The sequence below is a fragment of the Phaeodactylibacter xiamenensis genome (genome assembly GCF_965229835.1).
Taxonomy (GTDB): Bacteria; Bacteroidota; Bacteroidia; order Chitinophagales; family Saprospiraceae; genus Phaeodactylibacter; species Phaeodactylibacter xiamenensis.
Genome location: NZ_OZ245931.1, coordinates 6,716,013 through 6,732,787, shown reverse-complemented (window position 1 = coordinate 6,732,787; position 16,775 = coordinate 6,716,013). Strand labels below are relative to the sequence as shown.

The following is a 16,775-nucleotide window of genomic DNA, read 5'->3' as shown; positions in this document are numbered from 1 at the left end:
AAAGCCGGATTTAGAAATCCTTAGCCTGATACCTGACCTCCCCGTCCACCATAGTCATCAACACTTTGGACTCGAGGATTGCTTCGTCCGTACAATTGACGAGGTCATGTGAAAGCACCACAAAGTCAGCCGCTTTACCTTTGGTAACAGAGCCTTTGAAGTCCTCCTCAAAGCCGGCATAAGCATTGCCCAGGGTGTAGGAGTGGATGGCTTCCTCCCGCGTCATCCGTTGCTCCGGGAAGAATTCGAAACCATTATCTGCCCGTTTTCGGGTAACGGAAGCATAGAAGCTCAGCAGCGGGTCCACATCCTCCACCGGGGCGTCTGTGCCATTGGCGATAATGACGCCTTCATCCAGCAGGCTGCGCCAGGGGTAGGCACCAAGCCGGGAGCGCTCTCTGCCCAGTCGCTTTTCCACAAATGGTGCATCGGAGGTACAGTGAATACCCTGCATGGAGGCGATGATGCCCATTTCGCGAAAGCGTGGAATGTCTGCTGTATCGAGATGCTGGGCATGCTCGATGCGCCAGCGGAGATTTTCCTTTTCCGGATTTGCACTGAACTGTTCCTCGTAAATATTGAGGACTACCCGGTTAGCACGGTCGCCGATCGCATGCACGCACATTTGCATATCGTTGTCCATAGCCAGTTGAGCGATATTTTTCACCTCCGGGATGGGTGTGGTGTTTTGCCCGGTGAAGCCTTTCTTATCATTGTAAGCCCGCAACAGCCATGCACCGAAGGCACCAAGGGCACCGTCTACTTCAGACTTGATAGCCCGGCAGGTAAAGTAGTGGTTGCCGATGTCAATTTTCGGATAGCCATCGAGGTTGTCTTTCATCTCATCGTAGCTGTGGCGGACCATCGCCCATAGGCGGAGATCGAGCTCGCCGTCCTCTGCCATTTGCTCGTAGCGCTCAAGTTCAAAATATTTGGACCCCGCATCCTGGAATGAAGTAACCCCTTTTTTCAGGCACTCTTCTTCCGCCAACTCAATGGCCCTGTACCACTCCTCTGTCTTTGCCTCCTCAGAAAGACCGGCCCGGTAGTCATCGTACGCCGCATTGATGAGGCTCATGGCCCGTTCTTCAAACACGCCAATCGCTTTGCCGCGGGAGTCCCGCACCACCTCCCCTCCTGAAGGGTCGGGTGTTTCGGCAGTTACGCCGGCAAGTTCCATGGCCTTCGCATTGGCAAACAGGGAATGCCCGCTTGCATGCCGCAGCATAACCGGATTATCAGCTGACACAGCGCTCAGTGCATCGTGATAAGGATAACCCAATACTGATGGGCTTGGCGTCTCCGTCCACTTTTCCTGATGCCAGCCACGGCCCACAATCCATTCTCCTGGCTCGGCCTGTGCTGCCGCTTCGGCTACCATCTGCACGATCTCCTCCCAACTGCTGGTGTGGAGAAAATTGAGGTTGATCAGGCTGTACCCAAGGCCAGAAAAATGCCCGTGCCCCTCAATAAACCCGGGCATCATAAAGCGCCCCTGCAGATCAATAACTTCGGTACTGTCCCCCCGGAGTGCCATTAGATCAGCGGTGCTCCCCACATCTATGATACGGCCTCCCCTGAGAGCAACCGCCTCAGCGCCGGGCAACAAAGTGTCCACGGTGTAAATATTGCCATTGATAATCAGCGTATCGGCAAACTGATCAACGGAAAGGCTTTGGCTACAGCCCGTGCCTAAAGCCAGGAGCAGGAAAAAGGAAAGGAGTCGGTTCATACTAATTCATTATTTGAAGGGCTCAAAATAACGAACTTTCGGCAAACTAATGCCGGTAGCCCTTCCAGGTCCCGCCGTATCGGTACCCCGGTCGTTTTTGATGTTGCTCACAACAGCTTTTACAGACAAAAACCCAGGGGCCCTTCTTTTGAAGCTGCACCCTGTACAACGTGGTTTCCTCCCGATTACAGGTATTACAGATCTTTGTTTTCATATTTAAACACAAATGTGAATGAGGAGCAACAGTTTCAAAAAATCAGAAGAAATTTAACAGGGATTTTGAAACCCAATAAAATCCCTGACGTATTAAGTGTAGAAATATTAGAAATTACCTTATATTTACTCCCCCCTACTGAGAGCATTATATCTATCTTACCAAGATCGCATAACGCACAACACTTCCCCACAACACTAAGACAGCAAAATAGAACACGCTATACACCAGCCTTGTGGAATAGGTTGGCATTAATTAATTGACAACATCAAACAGATATGCCCAAAAACAGAGTGTCAGGCCTGTGCCTGCCGCTCTGCCTTTTGCTACTTAATCTGTCATAGTATACTGTAGAGGGCGCGGGGTTTTAGTATCTGTTTGGGTTCTTAAAGTTTTTAAAACCCGAATATTTATGAAGTGTTTGGTACAGTTTCTAGGATTGTTTTTTTTGGCGCTCCCCCCACTTCTGGCACAAAACACCCCCACAGTCTCTCCTTGCGGAGCTATTGCCAGTCCGGCATCCATCCAATTGATGGACAGTCTGCAACAGGACTATGAGAACTATGCTGCCGCCTTTTCCCCCGGCAGCAGTTACAGTATGGTGGATATGGTCCCTGTACAGGTCCACATCATTCGCCGAAGTAACGGCACCGGCGGGATCACGGAAGCGGAGTTCAATACCGGCATGAATGAAGTCAATGACTTTTTCATTAATGCGAACATGGAATTCTTCCAGTGCGCCCCCATCAATTTCATTAACAGCGACACCTACTTCAACTTTAGCATTTCAGAAGAGACCAGTTTCTGGAATACTTATGGCGTAGAGGATGTCCTCAATATTATCATTCCGGGTGGCAGCCTCACGACAAGTTCAGGGGGCGGCCTTTGCGGGTACGCCTATCTTCCCGGCGGCGGGCGGGACCTGATTACCGTTGCCAACAGTTGTTTCCTTTCCGGCGGTAACACCTTTGCACACGAAGTAGGCCACTACTTCGGGCTTTACCATACCCACGGAAAGACCAATTGCGGCGGGCTGACCGATGAGCTTGTTAACGGCTCTAACTGCAGTACCGCTGGCGACGACATCTGCGACACCCCTGCGGACCCCGGCTTGCTGGGCATAGGCTGTACCGGATATGTGGTGTCTAACTGTGTTTATACCGGCAGCTTTACCGATGCAAACGGCGACCCTTATGATCCGGACGTGTCCAATATCATGTCTTATGCTCCTCACAGCTGTCGAAACACCTTCTCCGCCGGCCAGTATGCACGGGCCAGCTTTTACAACACCAACGCCAGAGGCTACCTTTCCTGCGGTACTGCGCCCAGTGTAGGTTCTACCTGTACGGATGCTCAGCCTATTACCACTAATGGAAACTACTTCCCTGACGGGCCCGATGAGGGGAACGGTTGTGTGAACTGTTCGGGAGGTGCTCAGCATGCAGACTGGTTTTATTATGATGCGCCTGCCAATGGAAGTATATCCATCAGCAGCTGCCTGAATGATGTGAATACCCGGCTTTGGGTTTACACCGGCTCCTGCGGCAACCTCACCCCAATTGACAACAGTGATGACGACTGCGCTATCAGCCAAAGCGGGCCGAATCTTGCCAGTGAGGTCATCCTGAATGTAACGGCTGGTACCCGCTATTACTTTGAATGGGACGACCGCTGGTCTGCCGACAATTTTGGTTTTTCCTTTTCCTATACGACTCCCTGCAGCCCACCCTCTAATGTAGAAACGGTTTCAGCTGATTACTCTCATATCACTCAGGATTGGGAAGCGGTACCCGGCGCACAAGGCTATAATGTAAGGTACCGCACCGTTCCAACTGCCCCATGGACGGTCGAGCAGGGCCTGGTCCAAAGCGAACATACTATGGAGAACCTGTCTCCTTGTAATACGCTGGAGTGGCAGGTGCAGTCTGTTTGCAATGGCATCCCCAGTATCTGGAGCAATCCTTATACTATTAGCACTACGGGGTGTTCAGATGCCTATTGCTATTCCTACGGCAACAGTTGGAGTGCCTGGATCACCAGTGTAGCCTTAAGTAACTTATCCAATAACTCAGGCAACGGCAATGGATACTCCAACTTCACCAATTTAACTGCTAATGTGGTACAAGGACAGTCCTATACGCTCATCATGAATTCCGATGACGAATTCGTGGCTCCCGTTTACTGGCGGGTATGGGCAGACCTTAACCAGGACAGCGACTTTGAAGACCCGGGGGAGCTTTTGCTTTCTGCGGCCACGAACAGTAGTTCATTGGTCTCCGGGGCGATCACGATTCCCGCCGGAAGCAATATCGGAAACACCCGACTGCGCATTAGTATGGACCGCAACAACTTCCCCGGGCCCTGCTCCACCGGTGGGTTCACAGATGTAGAAGACTACAGCCTGAACATACAGCCTGGTTTTTGCAGTACTCCCTCGGCTCCATCCGTCAGCAATATTGGCTACGCTTCTGCTCAAATTGCCTGGCCGCCTTCTCCCGGCGCCAGCGCTTATCAGATCAGGTACCGGACTGTGGGCAGTTTCACCTGGTCCACAACTTCATGGCTAACCGATACGACAGATTACCTCTACAACCTCATCCCTTGTTCAGACTACCAGGTGGAGATCAGATCGGACTGCGGCAGCAACTTTAGTGACTTTTCTGCTACTTCAGCATTCTCCACCATTGGATGTGATGACGATTATTGCTACTCCTATGGTAACAGCCGAAACATCTGGATAGACCGGGTCAACATAGGCGCTATCAATAATATTTCCGGCAATGACCATGGATACGGCCATTATACCCACCTCAATACCAGTGTACAGCCAGGAAATAGCTACCCCTTGTTCCTGCAGGCTCAGGGGCTTTCTTCAAGTACGCTGGTTTACTGGAGGGTGTGGGTTGATTTAAACCAGGATGATGACTTTAATGATGCGGGCGAACAGCTTTATCAGGGCACGAGTGGCAGTCAGGGGTCTCTCAGCGGCCAGCTCTCCATCCCAGGCGGCCTGTCTTCAGGCAGTACCCGTATGCGGATTGCAGTGAGCACCGGTGGCTACAGCGCCCCTTGTGCTACCGGAGGGATCCGCGAAGTAGAGGATTACCAGCTGACCATAAATAATCCGGATTTTCTGACTATCACACCAGGTAGCCTTAGCATACCGCATACCGGAGGCACTGCCGGCTTCAGTATTGAGTCTAATACCAACTGGCAAATAATGGAAAATGCTCCATGGCTGTCTGCTAGTCCGCTGAGCGGTCTGGGCAACGGGATTGTGACCCTAACCGCCACGCCTAATTTGAGCACCAATAACCGTTCGGTGAATGTTCTTGTTACTGGCGACGGCGTGGCAGACCAGATTGTAGCCGTGACTCAAACTGGTGCCCCTGCCAATATCGCTATGACCCCTGCTTCTCAGGTAGTTACCGCTCCGGCAGGCCAAACCACTGTTCAGGTAACCTCCAATGTAAGCTGGACGCTAACCTCCAGTCAGAGCTGGGCAACGCTTTCTCAGAGCTCCGGATCGGGGAATGCCACCATTACCATTTCCTACGATGAGAATACGTCATCAACCCAGCGAACGGCAACCTTGACCCTCAACAGTCCGGGGCAGCCCGCACAAACAGCTACCATCCTGCAAAACGCAGCAGCCACCGGCCCGGTACTAACAGTGAGCCCTGCCAACCAGCAAGTAGGGGCTCCTGCCGGGCAAACTACGGTGTCAGTAAGTTCAAACGTAAGCTGGACCGCTAATACCAGTCAGTCCTGGGCAACCCTTTCTGCTGCTTCAGGGAGTGGGAACCAGACCCTCGTGGTCACCTATACAGCAAACACCTCCGGCAACCCGCGTTCTGTGATGGTGATCCTCAATACGCCTGGTTTGCCCCCCCAGATGGCAACCATCACTCAGGCTGCGGGGACTGCTGCAACCCTGAGCGTCACCCCGGCCAGCATAACGGTAGAACACCCGGCAAACTGTGTCTCTTTTTCAGTAGCCAGCAATACTTCCTGGACAGCTACTGCTCAGACCGCCTGGGTCACTTCCGTGAATCCTATCAGTGGCACAGGAAACGGGACCATTACTGTATGCTATGAGGAGAACAACAGCGGCTCCTTGCGTATTGCCAGTATTGGGTTTTCAGGAGGTGGTGTTTCAACTACAGCGACCATCAACCAAAACCCGGAATCTACCGTTGCGCCATGGCCCGTGAACCCCACGGGTATTACCCATACCGTTGTCCTTCCAGATACGCTCTACAGCGACTTAGGTGGTGGCATTCTCAGCCCCACTGACTGGATCGGTTTTTTCTATGACGACAACGGGACAGTGCGTTGCGCCGGTGCCGGGCAATGGGACCCCAACAACAATACTGCTGTAACCGTTTACGGCGATGATGCCCAAACGCCTGCAAAAGATGGTTTTGACGAAGGAGAATTTTTCCAGATCCGCGTACTGCAGTCCATCACTCAGGACACAGTCGATGCACAGGGAGCTTTTGCTCCTATCGATAATATCATTTCCCACACCAACCGCTTTGCACTGGACGGACTGAGCAAACTCGACAGTATTTTCATCCCCACCTCCGGAGCACCCTGGACGGTTACGGTGACAGGCAACAACCACAGTGTAATCGTACCCGACGACTTGTTTAGCAGCATTGACGGACAGCCACTGAGCACGGATGACTGGATCGGCTTCTTCTATACCGATACAGACACCATGCGCTGTGCAGGCTACGGCCAGTGGAATCCACAAAACAATACCGTGATCACCGTTTACGGAGACGACAGCCAGACGCCGGAGAAAGACGGGTTTGCACCAGGAGAGACGTTTACAGTCATGGTTTGGCGCACCGCTGAGTCTACTGCCTACGAAGCGACCGCAACCTATGCCCCAACGGATATTCTCATTACCCATACGGACAGCTATGCCAGCGATGGCATCAGTGCACTGGAAAGCCTGACGGTAACGCTGGATATTTCGCTGGATATCACCCTGGATGTGGGCTGGAATACCATATCCAGCTATGTGATGCCGGTAGACCTCGCCATTGACCAGATTTTCAGCCCGGTGGCTACGGATGTTATTATTGTAAAGGATGGGGTTGGCAACTCTTATATCCCCACATTTAACATTAATGATATCGGCAACTGGGATATGCTGCAAGGCTACCAGGTCAAAATGGCGAACACCAGAGTGCTTTCCATCACCGGAGAGCAGATGGATCCTCAGACGGAAATCCCTCTTAGTGCAGGCTGGCAGATTGTAGCCTATCTCAGAAACAGCCCCTCGCCTATTGCCGGTGAACTTGCAGGCATCGGCTCTAATCTGCTGATTGCAAAGAATGGAACCGGGGATACTTACATTCCTGCGTTAAATATTGACGATATCGGAAGTATGGTACCGGGAAGAGGCTATCATCTCCGGCTTACTGCTGAAGACACCCTGATCTACAGCCCTAACTCTCTGATCGTCCCCGATTTGAATGCGCTTTATGCAGCACCCGGGGGCACACCAGAAGCCGCGCTGGAAATGCGTGCAGCGGCAGGGTTGCAGCCTACCGGCAACAGTGCAACGCTTATCCTTCCAGCCTCAGTTGCTGCCCGCTGGTTACTACCAGGAGACGAAGTTGCCGTTACGGATGCAGCAGGGAACGTTTTTGGGCGCAACCGGTACGAAGGTGAACATTTTGCCATAACCATCTGGGGAGATGATGAAGCCACGCCACACCTGCAGGAAGCGCTGAAAAACGGTCAACCCTACTTCATTCAGTTATGGAGAGGCGGACAACAATCAACAGCCTTCTACCAACCGCTGTTTGAAAGCGGGCAGGCAGCCAGATACCGGCAGGATGATGTACTGGTTATCAGTGGGCTGGAAGCGGCAGCATTTGCGGATAATAAGCCACAAGTGGCTCCTAATCCGGTGCGGGACCTTTTGAGCATTGGGCACTACACTACAGCTGCAGGCCCGGTTGAATACCGGCTCTTCAGTCTGGACGGCAGCCTATTGCTCCGTGGGGCGCAAACAGCAACTTCAGCCGGATGGCAACAATACCAAATGAACCTGAAGCAACTGCCGGCAGGCAGCTATCTTCTGCAAGTCACAGATGCCGAGTCGACCTTCAGCCAGCAAGTGATCAAACAGTAACTGTACCTTCGCCATGCTCAAAATGGCGATAACCTCAATTCTAACGGGGCTGCCTTGCGCAGCCCCTTTTTTGTATATTGCCTGCAAAACAAAATATTATGCGGCAAGTAAAACTGCGGATTACCGGCAAGGTACAAGGGGTATTCTTCAGAGCCTCCACACTGGAGAAGGCACAACAGCTTCATATAAAAGGCTGGGTGAAAAACGAGCCGGATGGCAGCGTTTCCGCTGTGGGACAGGGACCCGATTCGAGCCTTCAACACTGGATAGACTGGTGCAGGGAGGGCCCTTCGGAAGCCCGCGTCGAATCCGTAGAAGTTGAAGAACAACCCATTTCGGCTTTGCAGCAATTTGAGATTATCAGATAACCAACTTATGCAGATCAATATCCGTCCGGGCACCGCAAAGGACCTGCCTGCCATTCATAACCTCGTACTGGAGTTAGCCGAATATGAAAAGGCTGCCCATGAATTCACTGCCTCGCTGGAAGACTATCAGCGCGATTTCGGGGAAGGTGTCTTTGAAGTACTGGTTGCAGAGCAGAAGGAAACAATTGTAGGCATGGCTTTATACTATATGACCTACTCTACCTGGAAAGGCAAGATGCTGTACCTGGAGGACTTCGTTGTTCAGGCTGCCTACCGCCGCAAAGGAATCGGAGAGGCTCTGTTTGATGCCTTTCTGGAAACGGCAAAGAGTAAAGACTGCCGGTTGGTGAAATGGCAGGTATTGGACTGGAATAAGCCCGCCATTAATTTTTACAGGAAAAAAGCAGCTACAATTGAGCAGGAGTGGTGGAATGGCAAAATTTTCTTGTAATTGTTAATATTAGTTAATACATTTGATATGAAACTGTTTTCATAAGCAGTCTCGCAAGTCCAGAAAGCTACACAACAAACAAACAAAGGCTGTTACCCTCCCGGCCTTCCTTCCGGTTTGTGGTAATCACCTTATTCATTCAGGTTGATCGCATAGGTGCCTTCTATTTAAGGCCCTAAGTCCTGATTGTTTTTGAATGTACAAAAGCAAGATGGCACTGCCTTGCGCTAAATGATGTCTTTTGACATGATCTGGCAGTATAAGCCAGTGCACTCTGACTTGCTAATTTATAGTGTTTCATAGTGTGAGGGGTAGCCACTTTACGGTGGTTGCTCCTTTTCTTTTGCCCGTTTTGCAGGGAGGTTAGGACTCTCGCACCAGCAATTGTTCAGCAAGAGCCTGTAGTTGCTGTTTACCCTGCTTTGGCGCCTCCAAAGCATCTAATGCGCTAAATGCCCTGTCCTGATATTGCTGTTTTTGCTGCTCTGCCCATGCAGGAATACTGAGCTCCCTTAATATTTGTGTGACCGTACGGACTTTACTGTCTTCGTCTTCCGGGTTTGTCGTCATTAAATGGTGAAGGGTCTTATAGGTTTCCCCTTCGGCAAGCTCCAGCGCTTTAAGGATAAGGAAGGTCTTTTTATTCTGCAGTATATCGCCTCCAACCCGCTTACCAACCTTTTCAGGGTCTCCAAAAGTATCCAGGATATCATCCTGAAGCTGAAAGGCAATGCCGATATTTCGCCCGAAGTCACGGAGCTGATGCTGAGCCTCTGGAGGCGCACCGGCAGTAATGCCTCCCATTTGCAGGCTTCCTCCAACAAGAGCTGCCGTTTTGAGCTCAATCATATTGATATATTCCGAAATTGTGACATCATTTCGGGATTCAAAGTCTACATCAAACTGCTGTCCCTCGCAAACTTCTATTGCGACTGTATTGAAGACGTCCAGCAAATCGGCCACCTCTTTAGCAGTTTTGCCCCCCTTCGACAGGAACTGATAAGCATAGATCAGCATGACATCACCACTAAGAATGCCCGTATTCAAACCATATTTAGTATGCACGGCGGGACGCCCCCTCCGCAACGGGGCCTCATCCATGATGTCATCATGCACCAGAGAAAAGTTGTGGAAGATTTCCACAGCCATAGCCACAGGCAGGCTGTAAGCCATATCCCCCTTAAATAAAGCGCCCCCCATTAATACCAGGACCGGCCGCAGCCGCTTACCGGAAGAAGACATAATATATTCAACTGGCTCGTAGAGCCCCTGAGGAGCCTGTGAAAAAGCGTGCTGTTGGCGGTAGGCTTCGAAGGAATTACGAAGCGCCTTGATGTCAAGCATAAAAGATATGATGTTTCAACAAAGATAGACAAGCAATATGGTTCCACAAATGCGGAAGGAAGACTATGTTCAAAATTTATGCCCGCCCATAATACACCATTTTTTACAGCCTGCTGATTTGTCTGTAGCCCCACTTCGTAGAAAAGGTGACAGGAAAAACCCTAATTAAGCGCCTTCGTATTCATTATTTTATCAAAATAATTCTAACTTTACAGAGCTATAACAGAAAGCAGGCTCGATAGTAAACAGTACAATTAATTGACAAAGGCTTACGCAGTGCCCCGATCTTCAAAATGCTCTGTACTAAAGCAAATTTGAAAACCGGACGCAGTGGATCAGAGAATCGGATCAAAGCTGAGACCCAATTATTGAAATTGGTAATATGGTCAACAAAACAAAAGCACACAATATCCTCTTAATCGAGGATAACCCTGGGGACGTAAGGCTCACCCAAGAAGCATTTCGGGAAAGCAAAAACGACATAAAGCTTGATGTCGTAACTGATGGCATTGAAGCCATCAAGTACCTTCGTAAAGAGCCTCCTTACGAAAGTGCTCCGCTGCCTGATCTTATCCTACTGGATCTAAACCTGCCTAAATGGGACGGGCGGGAAGTCCTGGGCGTCATCAAATCTGATGAAACACTTAAGCGTACCCCTGTAGTGGTGCTTACGACTTCCAATGCTGGCGTAGATATTCTGAAAAGCTATGACCTGCACGCCAACTGCTTTATCAATAAGCCTATTGACTTTGATAAATTTTTTGAAATCATTCATAAGATAGAAGACTTCTGGTTATCTACTACAATTTTGCCGACCAAGGTATCCTAAACGAAACCTGATCGTGCTTTATCCCGCCGATTATAAAAACCCCCGGTTACACAATCGGAAACATCTGATTATTTTGCAGCCTGGCGCAAACAGCCCTCGTTGTAAACTTGCCGTGAAACACTACGCAGCATTCGCATGAATGCATCTAATCGGTATTTGATTTCTGGGTGTGGACAGTCAGAACTATGGCAGCCACTTCGGTAGCTGCACCTGGTTCAGTTCCCCTGACGCTGCGGGGAGCTTCACATATTCTATCCCGCCAGACAACCAAAGCTATTTTTAACCCCGAACCCTATTCAGGAACTGACGAATGGGAGGAATGAAAGAAGCGGTTAATGGTTATGAGCAATAACAATACGAGAATTTTGGTCATTGAAGATTCCGAGTCAGACATTACGCTGCTGGAAGCACTCCTTAAAGAGGCCAATTACAAGCACACTTTGTTCACATCGGACTCTCTGTCAGAAGGGTTGGAAAAGCTATGGGAATGCTCACCGGACATCGTACTGCTCGATCTCAACCTGCTGGACGTTACAGGGTTCAAAACCTTGCAGCAGTTTAGAGAAAAAGCCCCCAATACGCCGGTTATTGTCATGACCGGTTATAAGAATGAGATCATGGGCATTCAGTCCGTAAGAGCAGGCGCTCAGGATTTTCTGGTCAAGGGCACCTTTGACCATCGCCTGCTGGTCAAAACCATTAACTACTCCCTTCAGCGCTTTGCCACACAATCAAAGCTCCAGAAAAAGGCCGATGACCTCAGCAAAAACGAAGAGCGCACCCGAAGGGCGCTTAAAATAGCCAGGTTTGGGCGTTGGGAAATGAATATGGTGGACACTTCCATGCACTGGGACGATGAGATCTTTCGCTTCTTCGGGTTCCAGCCAGGCAGCTTCCTGCCATCACTTTCTGAGTACCTCAAGTACGTTCATGTCAATGACCGGGCAGAGGTAGAGCAATTCTTCGAAGAAGCTATGAGTGACGGCAAGCCACACACTATCAATCATCGTATTGTCATTGACAACAAGAAAGTCCGCCATGTACAGGTGAATGCGCAGGTCAGCTATGTTGAAAAGGATAGCCAAATGATGCTCCTGGGCAGCATTCAGGATGTTTCCAATCAAGCTCCTGAGCCCTCCCCTCCTCAACCTGCTCCGGACAGCGGGCCCGGGCCTGACCCTGAGGAACCGCCAAAACCGGACAAGGAGAATTCCCAGCAAACCCCTGACCACAAGTCAGATAGCCCGGCGCATGAAAACCCTAAAGTGCTATTTTCTGATTTTTCCTATAACCTCAGGACGCCCATCGCCTCCGTGATTAATTTCATTTATCTCCTGGAGGAAACAACGCTTCAGGACCAGCAAAAAGAATATATCAGGGGCATCAAATCCTCTTTGGAAGACCTGAGCTTTGCACTGAACAACTGGATAAACCTCAGTACGCTCCGTACCGAGCAGGTAAACCTGAACTATTCAGAGATTCAAGTTACCAATATGCTGAAAACTGTCCTGGATATCTCTAAAATCAGGGCAGAGAAATCGGGCAGTGATCTAGCCCTGGACGTATCACAGAAATTGCCGGATACCATTATCAGTGACCCTCAGCGGCTTACCCAACTTATTTATAACGCCCTGGAGCTTGCCGTCAACTTCACGGTGCCCGATGCCCAAACCCGTCTTTCGCTGGGCGTCAGGGGCAGCCGAAATACCAACCTTGAGTTATTGGTCCGCTGTATGTTTCAATCTGACGATTTCAACTTCGAGGAAGCCAAAGAAATGATTGAGGATGAAGATATTATTAAGGACCATGGCGTAGAAGCCAGCCGAATGCTCCCCCTCGTCATTGCCAAACAGCTTACCGCCATCATGGGAGGGCAGCTAAAGCCTGTCCGGAAGACCAGCCAAAAGTTCGAGATCAAAATTGAGCTGCCTATTGGAACACCCGAACAACAGCCCAGGTCGTTGCCCGAAACGCCAACGGCTCCGCTCCGTATCCTCTTGGTGGAAGACCATGACCTGCACCGCCTGGCCACCAAGCGAATGCTAACGAATTGGTCGGACAAGGTCACTGTAGATGTGGCTGCAAATGGGCTGGAAGGCGTAAAAATGGCCTCCCGGAACGACTATGATATCATACTGATGGACCTCGAAATGCCTGTGCTGAATGGCATACAGGCCACTATCAAAATCAGAAGCCAGTCCAAAACTCCCATTATTGCCCTGACCGCCAATGAGTCCAAGCAGGAACAGGAGCGGTGCCAGTCGATTGGCATTAATGATTATGTAGTAAAGCCGGTCAAGCCGGAAGGGCTTTTCAAAAGGGTCTTACAGCAGGTCATACCCTGATCCATCAACCTTGCCCCCCTTTACTGCGTTGAATGATTGTCGAAAAACGAAAGACAATCATGGAAAGTTACGATTTGATTATCATTGGCGGTGGGCCGACCGGGCTCAATTGTGCAATCGCGGCACATAAGGAAGGGCTTAGCCACCTGGTCCTTGAAAAAGGTGTACTCGCCAATTCTATTTATAATTTCCCGGATAACATGACCTTCTTCTCCACTTCCAAACGTCTGGAAATTGGAGATGTCCCTTTTATTTCTCATACCGAGAAGCCCACTCGCCGGGAAGCACTGGAATATTACCGGCGCCTGCAGCAAGCCTGGTCCCTCAATGTGCATACCTACGAGCCAGTGTCAGCAATGAAGCCCGATGGTACCGGCAGCTACTTGATTTCGACCCCAAAGCGTACCTATAAGGCCCGTGCTGTAGTCGTAGCCACTGGATTCTATGACACCCCAAACATGATGGACGTGCCCGGAGAGGGCCTCCCAAAAGTTAAGCACTACTACGATGATGCCCACCCCTATGTCGGACAACAGGTGCTCGTAGTTGGAGCTGCGAACTCAGCATGCCAGGTAGCACTGGAGCTATGGCGCAAAGGGGCAAAAGTAACGATGGCAATTCGGGGTAATGCTATATACAAAGGTGTGAAGTACTGGATTAAGCCCGATATTGAAAACCGGATAAAGGAGGGCAGTATTCCTACCTACTGGAACAGCACCGTACAATCCATTCAGGCGGATACTGTAACCCTGCAAACCCCGGAAGGAGAAGTGGAGCTGGATAACGATTGGGTGCTCGCCATGACCGGTTACCGCCCGAATTACGACCTGCTATCCAGTCTTGGGCTCGAAATACCAGAGGATGAAGCACGGGTGCCCAATCATAACCCGGAAACATTAGAAACCAGCCTGCCCAATGTTTTTCTGGCGGGCGTGGTCTGCGCTGGTATGAAAACCAATTCACTCTTTATTGAGAATACAAGAGACCACGGCACGGTCATCGCTAAGCAAGTTGCCCGGCGCGTGCCTAAGCTGCAACCGATTTAACGTATGGGGCTAAGCATCCACTACCGGGGCACCCTGACGGACAAACGACAATCCGCAGCACTGCTCTGCGAGCTCGAAGATATAGGAAAGTCTATGCGCTGGCCCACTCAGGTACTTGACGGACACTGGGACCGCAGACCGGACGCACGCCTGGAGCGCAATAGTGCCGGCCTGCCTGCCTTAGTGGGCGACTCAGGCCTGAAGGGCATTATTCTAAAGGTTCATCAGGACTGCGCCCCTCTTTATTTTTGTTTTAGTGCTTCGGGGGTTTTGACTTCTCCAATACAAGTTGCAGTAAGCGCAGTTGATAATTATGCTGTCACGCCAAATTGGATTACAGTGCACACCCAATCTGCAGGGCCGGAGACCCACGCTGCAATAGTTAGTTTACTACGTTATTTGCAAGAAAAATACTTTCATGACCTGGAGGTAGAAGACGAAAGCGGCTACTGGGAGTCCAGAGACTATCAGGACGTGCTGAGTGAAATGGCCCGGGAGCGGTCTGGCAACGAAGAGCTCGCCAGAAAAGCTGCCCGGCTCAAGCGCCGGGAGCAAAAGGATATCGTTGCAAGGATTGACTTGCTACTGCGCAAAATGCGGGACTGGGAAGAAGATTAATTGTCCTATATTTGTTGTTCTATTGTTAGCCACAAAACGAATGACACCTGACATTGCGACTTCCTGAATCAATTAAGGCGCTCAGCATCTTGCTGTTGGTAGCAGTATCCATCCGCCTGATCTCCTTTTTCCCATCGGTCATTGATCACGATGAGTCTACCTACCTCGTCATCGCAGATGCCGTATCACAAGGCTACACTTATCAGGTAGACTATATTGATACCAAACCTATAGGTATTTTTCTGGTACTGGCCGCACTAAAGTCTCTGCTTGGCCATGCCATTTGGGGTTACCGGCTCGTTGCGGCCCTGGTACTGGGCCTTACTGCATTTCTGCTCTACCGCGCCAAACGTATACAGGGGAGTAGCTGGGCTGCTGCGCTGTCAGCGGGTATTATTTATCTTATCCTGAATTCATTATTTACACGCTTTGGTGTTTCCCCAAATACAGAGACTTACTTTAATTTATTCACTGCCGGCGCACTTTTGCTTTTTTTCCAATACCGCAGTTATACTGCTTTTCTGGTAGCCGGCCTGCTGCTGGGCATTGGCTTTGTCATCAAATACGTAGTGCTCTTTGATGGGCTGGCCTTTGGGGCCTTTCTCATGTTCCAGTCTTTGCGCCGGGAGGGCAATGTGGTCAAAGCCCTGAGCCAGGCGCTGACTATGGCGATGGGTGCGGCCATCCCTTTTGCCATGGTAGTCGGCTACTATTATCAGATTGGAGAATTCGACCGCTTTTGGTTTAACTCAATCACGGTAGCCGGGCGCTACCCTTCTTCCCGTGCCTTTTCGCATTACATCGTTTTCTTCTTTGAATTTTTCCTGCGGTTTTTGCCCGTTACGGTCTTGTTTATCATAGGGCTCTGGCACAAAACCGTCAAGCTGTCTGTACGGCAGTTTGGCCTGATCTGGTCTGCCTTTGCACTGGCCTCCGTGCTGATTCCCGGCAATGCCTTTGGGCATTATTACATTCAGTTTATGCTGCCCTTTAGTTATCTGGCCGGGGAATTCTTCGGGCTGCCCCGGCAGGAGGTGCCCCGGTGGCTGCGCTGGATGCGCCACCCACGGATTGGCTATGCCTTATTGGGCTTACTCTTCGTAACGCACCTGCTGCTTCAAAAGAAAGACTACCTCGACCGACCGGATAATGTCCGTTACGCTGCTCAATACCTCAATCAGCATCTTGAGCCCGGCGATCTTATCTACACACAGGAAGATCAGGCGATCTATTTCATGACCCGGCGCCTTCCACTCATCCCTTATGTCCACCCTTCCCTCTTTTGGCTGGACAAGCACATCGAAGCCATGGAGATTGATGTGGAGAAAGAAGTGGCGAAAATTGAGGCCGCTGCCCCCCGCTTCATGGTCTTCCGCTATCCCGTTGAAACCGAACGCTTTGCAGCCTACCGGGCAGCGCACTACACTCAGGTGGCCAATATTGGCGACTATGTGGTAATTTTTGAGCGCAAAAATTAACAACCTTATTGCACCTTTTCCAAAAAGCCCTTATATTTGCATTCGCTAAAAAGCGGGGAATTAGCTCAGCTGGCTAGAGCGCTTGCATGGCATGCAAGAGGTCACCGGTTCGACTCCGGTATTCTCCACAAAGTTTTTTGCTAAATCGTTGCCCTTCAGATATAAAAGTGGCAAATAATAACGGCAAAAGCGGCAA

10 protein-coding genes and 1 tRNA gene are annotated in these 16,775 nt (G+C 50.4%); 9 read left to right on the top strand and 2 right to left on the bottom strand.

Annotated elements, in window-relative coordinates; genetic code table 11:
- Positions 1 to 10: 10 nt before the first annotated feature.
- Positions 11 to 1,732 carry an amidohydrolase gene (locus ACO08I_RS25975; protein ID WP_282775683.1) on the bottom strand — a complete coding sequence of 574 codons (1,722 nt, stop codon included), beginning with the start codon at positions 1,730 to 1,732 and terminating at the stop codon, positions 11 to 13.
- A gap of 626 nt (positions 1,733 to 2,358) precedes the next feature.
- Between ACO08I_RS25975 and ACO08I_RS25970 the strand changes: the two genes are divergently transcribed.
- From ACO08I_RS25970 to ACO08I_RS25960, 3 genes are all read left to right on the top strand, one after another.
- Positions 2,359 to 8,100: a BACON domain-containing protein gene (locus tag ACO08I_RS25970; protein ID WP_421947556.1), complete on the top strand. Its 5,742-nt coding sequence runs from the start codon at positions 2,359 to 2,361 to the stop codon at positions 8,098 to 8,100.
- A gap of 98 nt (positions 8,101 to 8,198) precedes the next feature.
- Positions 8,199 to 8,468 carry an acylphosphatase gene (locus ACO08I_RS25965; protein WP_282775681.1) on the top strand — a complete coding sequence of 90 codons (270 nt, stop codon included), beginning with the start codon at positions 8,199 to 8,201 and terminating at the stop codon, positions 8,466 to 8,468.
- Positions 8,469 to 8,475: 7 nt separating this feature from the next.
- Positions 8,476 to 8,919, top strand: a complete 444-nt coding sequence (locus ACO08I_RS25960) for a GNAT family N-acetyltransferase (protein WP_421947555.1) — start codon at positions 8,476 to 8,478, stop codon at positions 8,917 to 8,919.
- Between the two features lie 363 nt (positions 8,920 to 9,282).
- Here the strand turns inward: ACO08I_RS25960 and ACO08I_RS25955 are convergent, their stop codons facing one another.
- Entirely contained in the window at positions 9,283 to 10,263 is a 981-nt protein-coding gene (locus ACO08I_RS25955; RefSeq protein WP_282775679.1) for a polyprenyl synthetase family protein, read from the bottom strand.
- Positions 10,264 to 10,645: 382 nt separating this feature from the next.
- Here ACO08I_RS25955 and ACO08I_RS25950 point away from each other — a divergent pair, with 382 nt between their 5' ends.
- The 6 genes from ACO08I_RS25950 to ACO08I_RS25925 all read left to right on the top strand — a co-directional run bounded on the left by ACO08I_RS25950 (position 10,646) and on the right by ACO08I_RS25925 (position 16,707).
- Complete coding sequence (locus tag ACO08I_RS25950; RefSeq protein ID WP_282775678.1) at positions 10,646 to 11,092, top strand: response regulator; 447 nt, start codon at positions 10,646 to 10,648, stop codon at positions 11,090 to 11,092.
- Positions 11,093 to 11,433: 341 nt separating this feature from the next.
- Positions 11,434 to 13,437 (top strand): response regulator, encoded by a 2,004-nt coding sequence (locus ACO08I_RS25945; RefSeq protein WP_421947554.1) that lies wholly within the window; start codon positions 11,434 to 11,436, stop codon positions 13,435 to 13,437.
- A gap of 59 nt (positions 13,438 to 13,496) precedes the next feature.
- Positions 13,497 to 14,483, top strand: a complete 987-nt coding sequence (locus ACO08I_RS25940; protein WP_282775676.1) for a YpdA family putative bacillithiol disulfide reductase — start codon at positions 13,497 to 13,499, stop codon at positions 14,481 to 14,483.
- 3 nt (positions 14,484 to 14,486) lie between these two features.
- Positions 14,487 to 15,101, top strand: a complete 615-nt coding sequence (locus ACO08I_RS25935; RefSeq protein WP_282775675.1) for a hypothetical protein — start codon at positions 14,487 to 14,489, stop codon at positions 15,099 to 15,101.
- Positions 15,102 to 15,154: 53 nt separating this feature from the next.
- Complete coding sequence (locus ACO08I_RS25930) at positions 15,155 to 16,579, top strand: ArnT family glycosyltransferase (RefSeq protein ID WP_282775674.1); 1,425 nt, start codon at positions 15,155 to 15,157, stop codon at positions 16,577 to 16,579.
- A gap of 54 nt (positions 16,580 to 16,633) precedes the next feature.
- Positions 16,634 to 16,707 (top strand) — tRNA-Ala (locus tag ACO08I_RS25925).
- Positions 16,708 to 16,775: the final 68 nt, after the last annotated feature.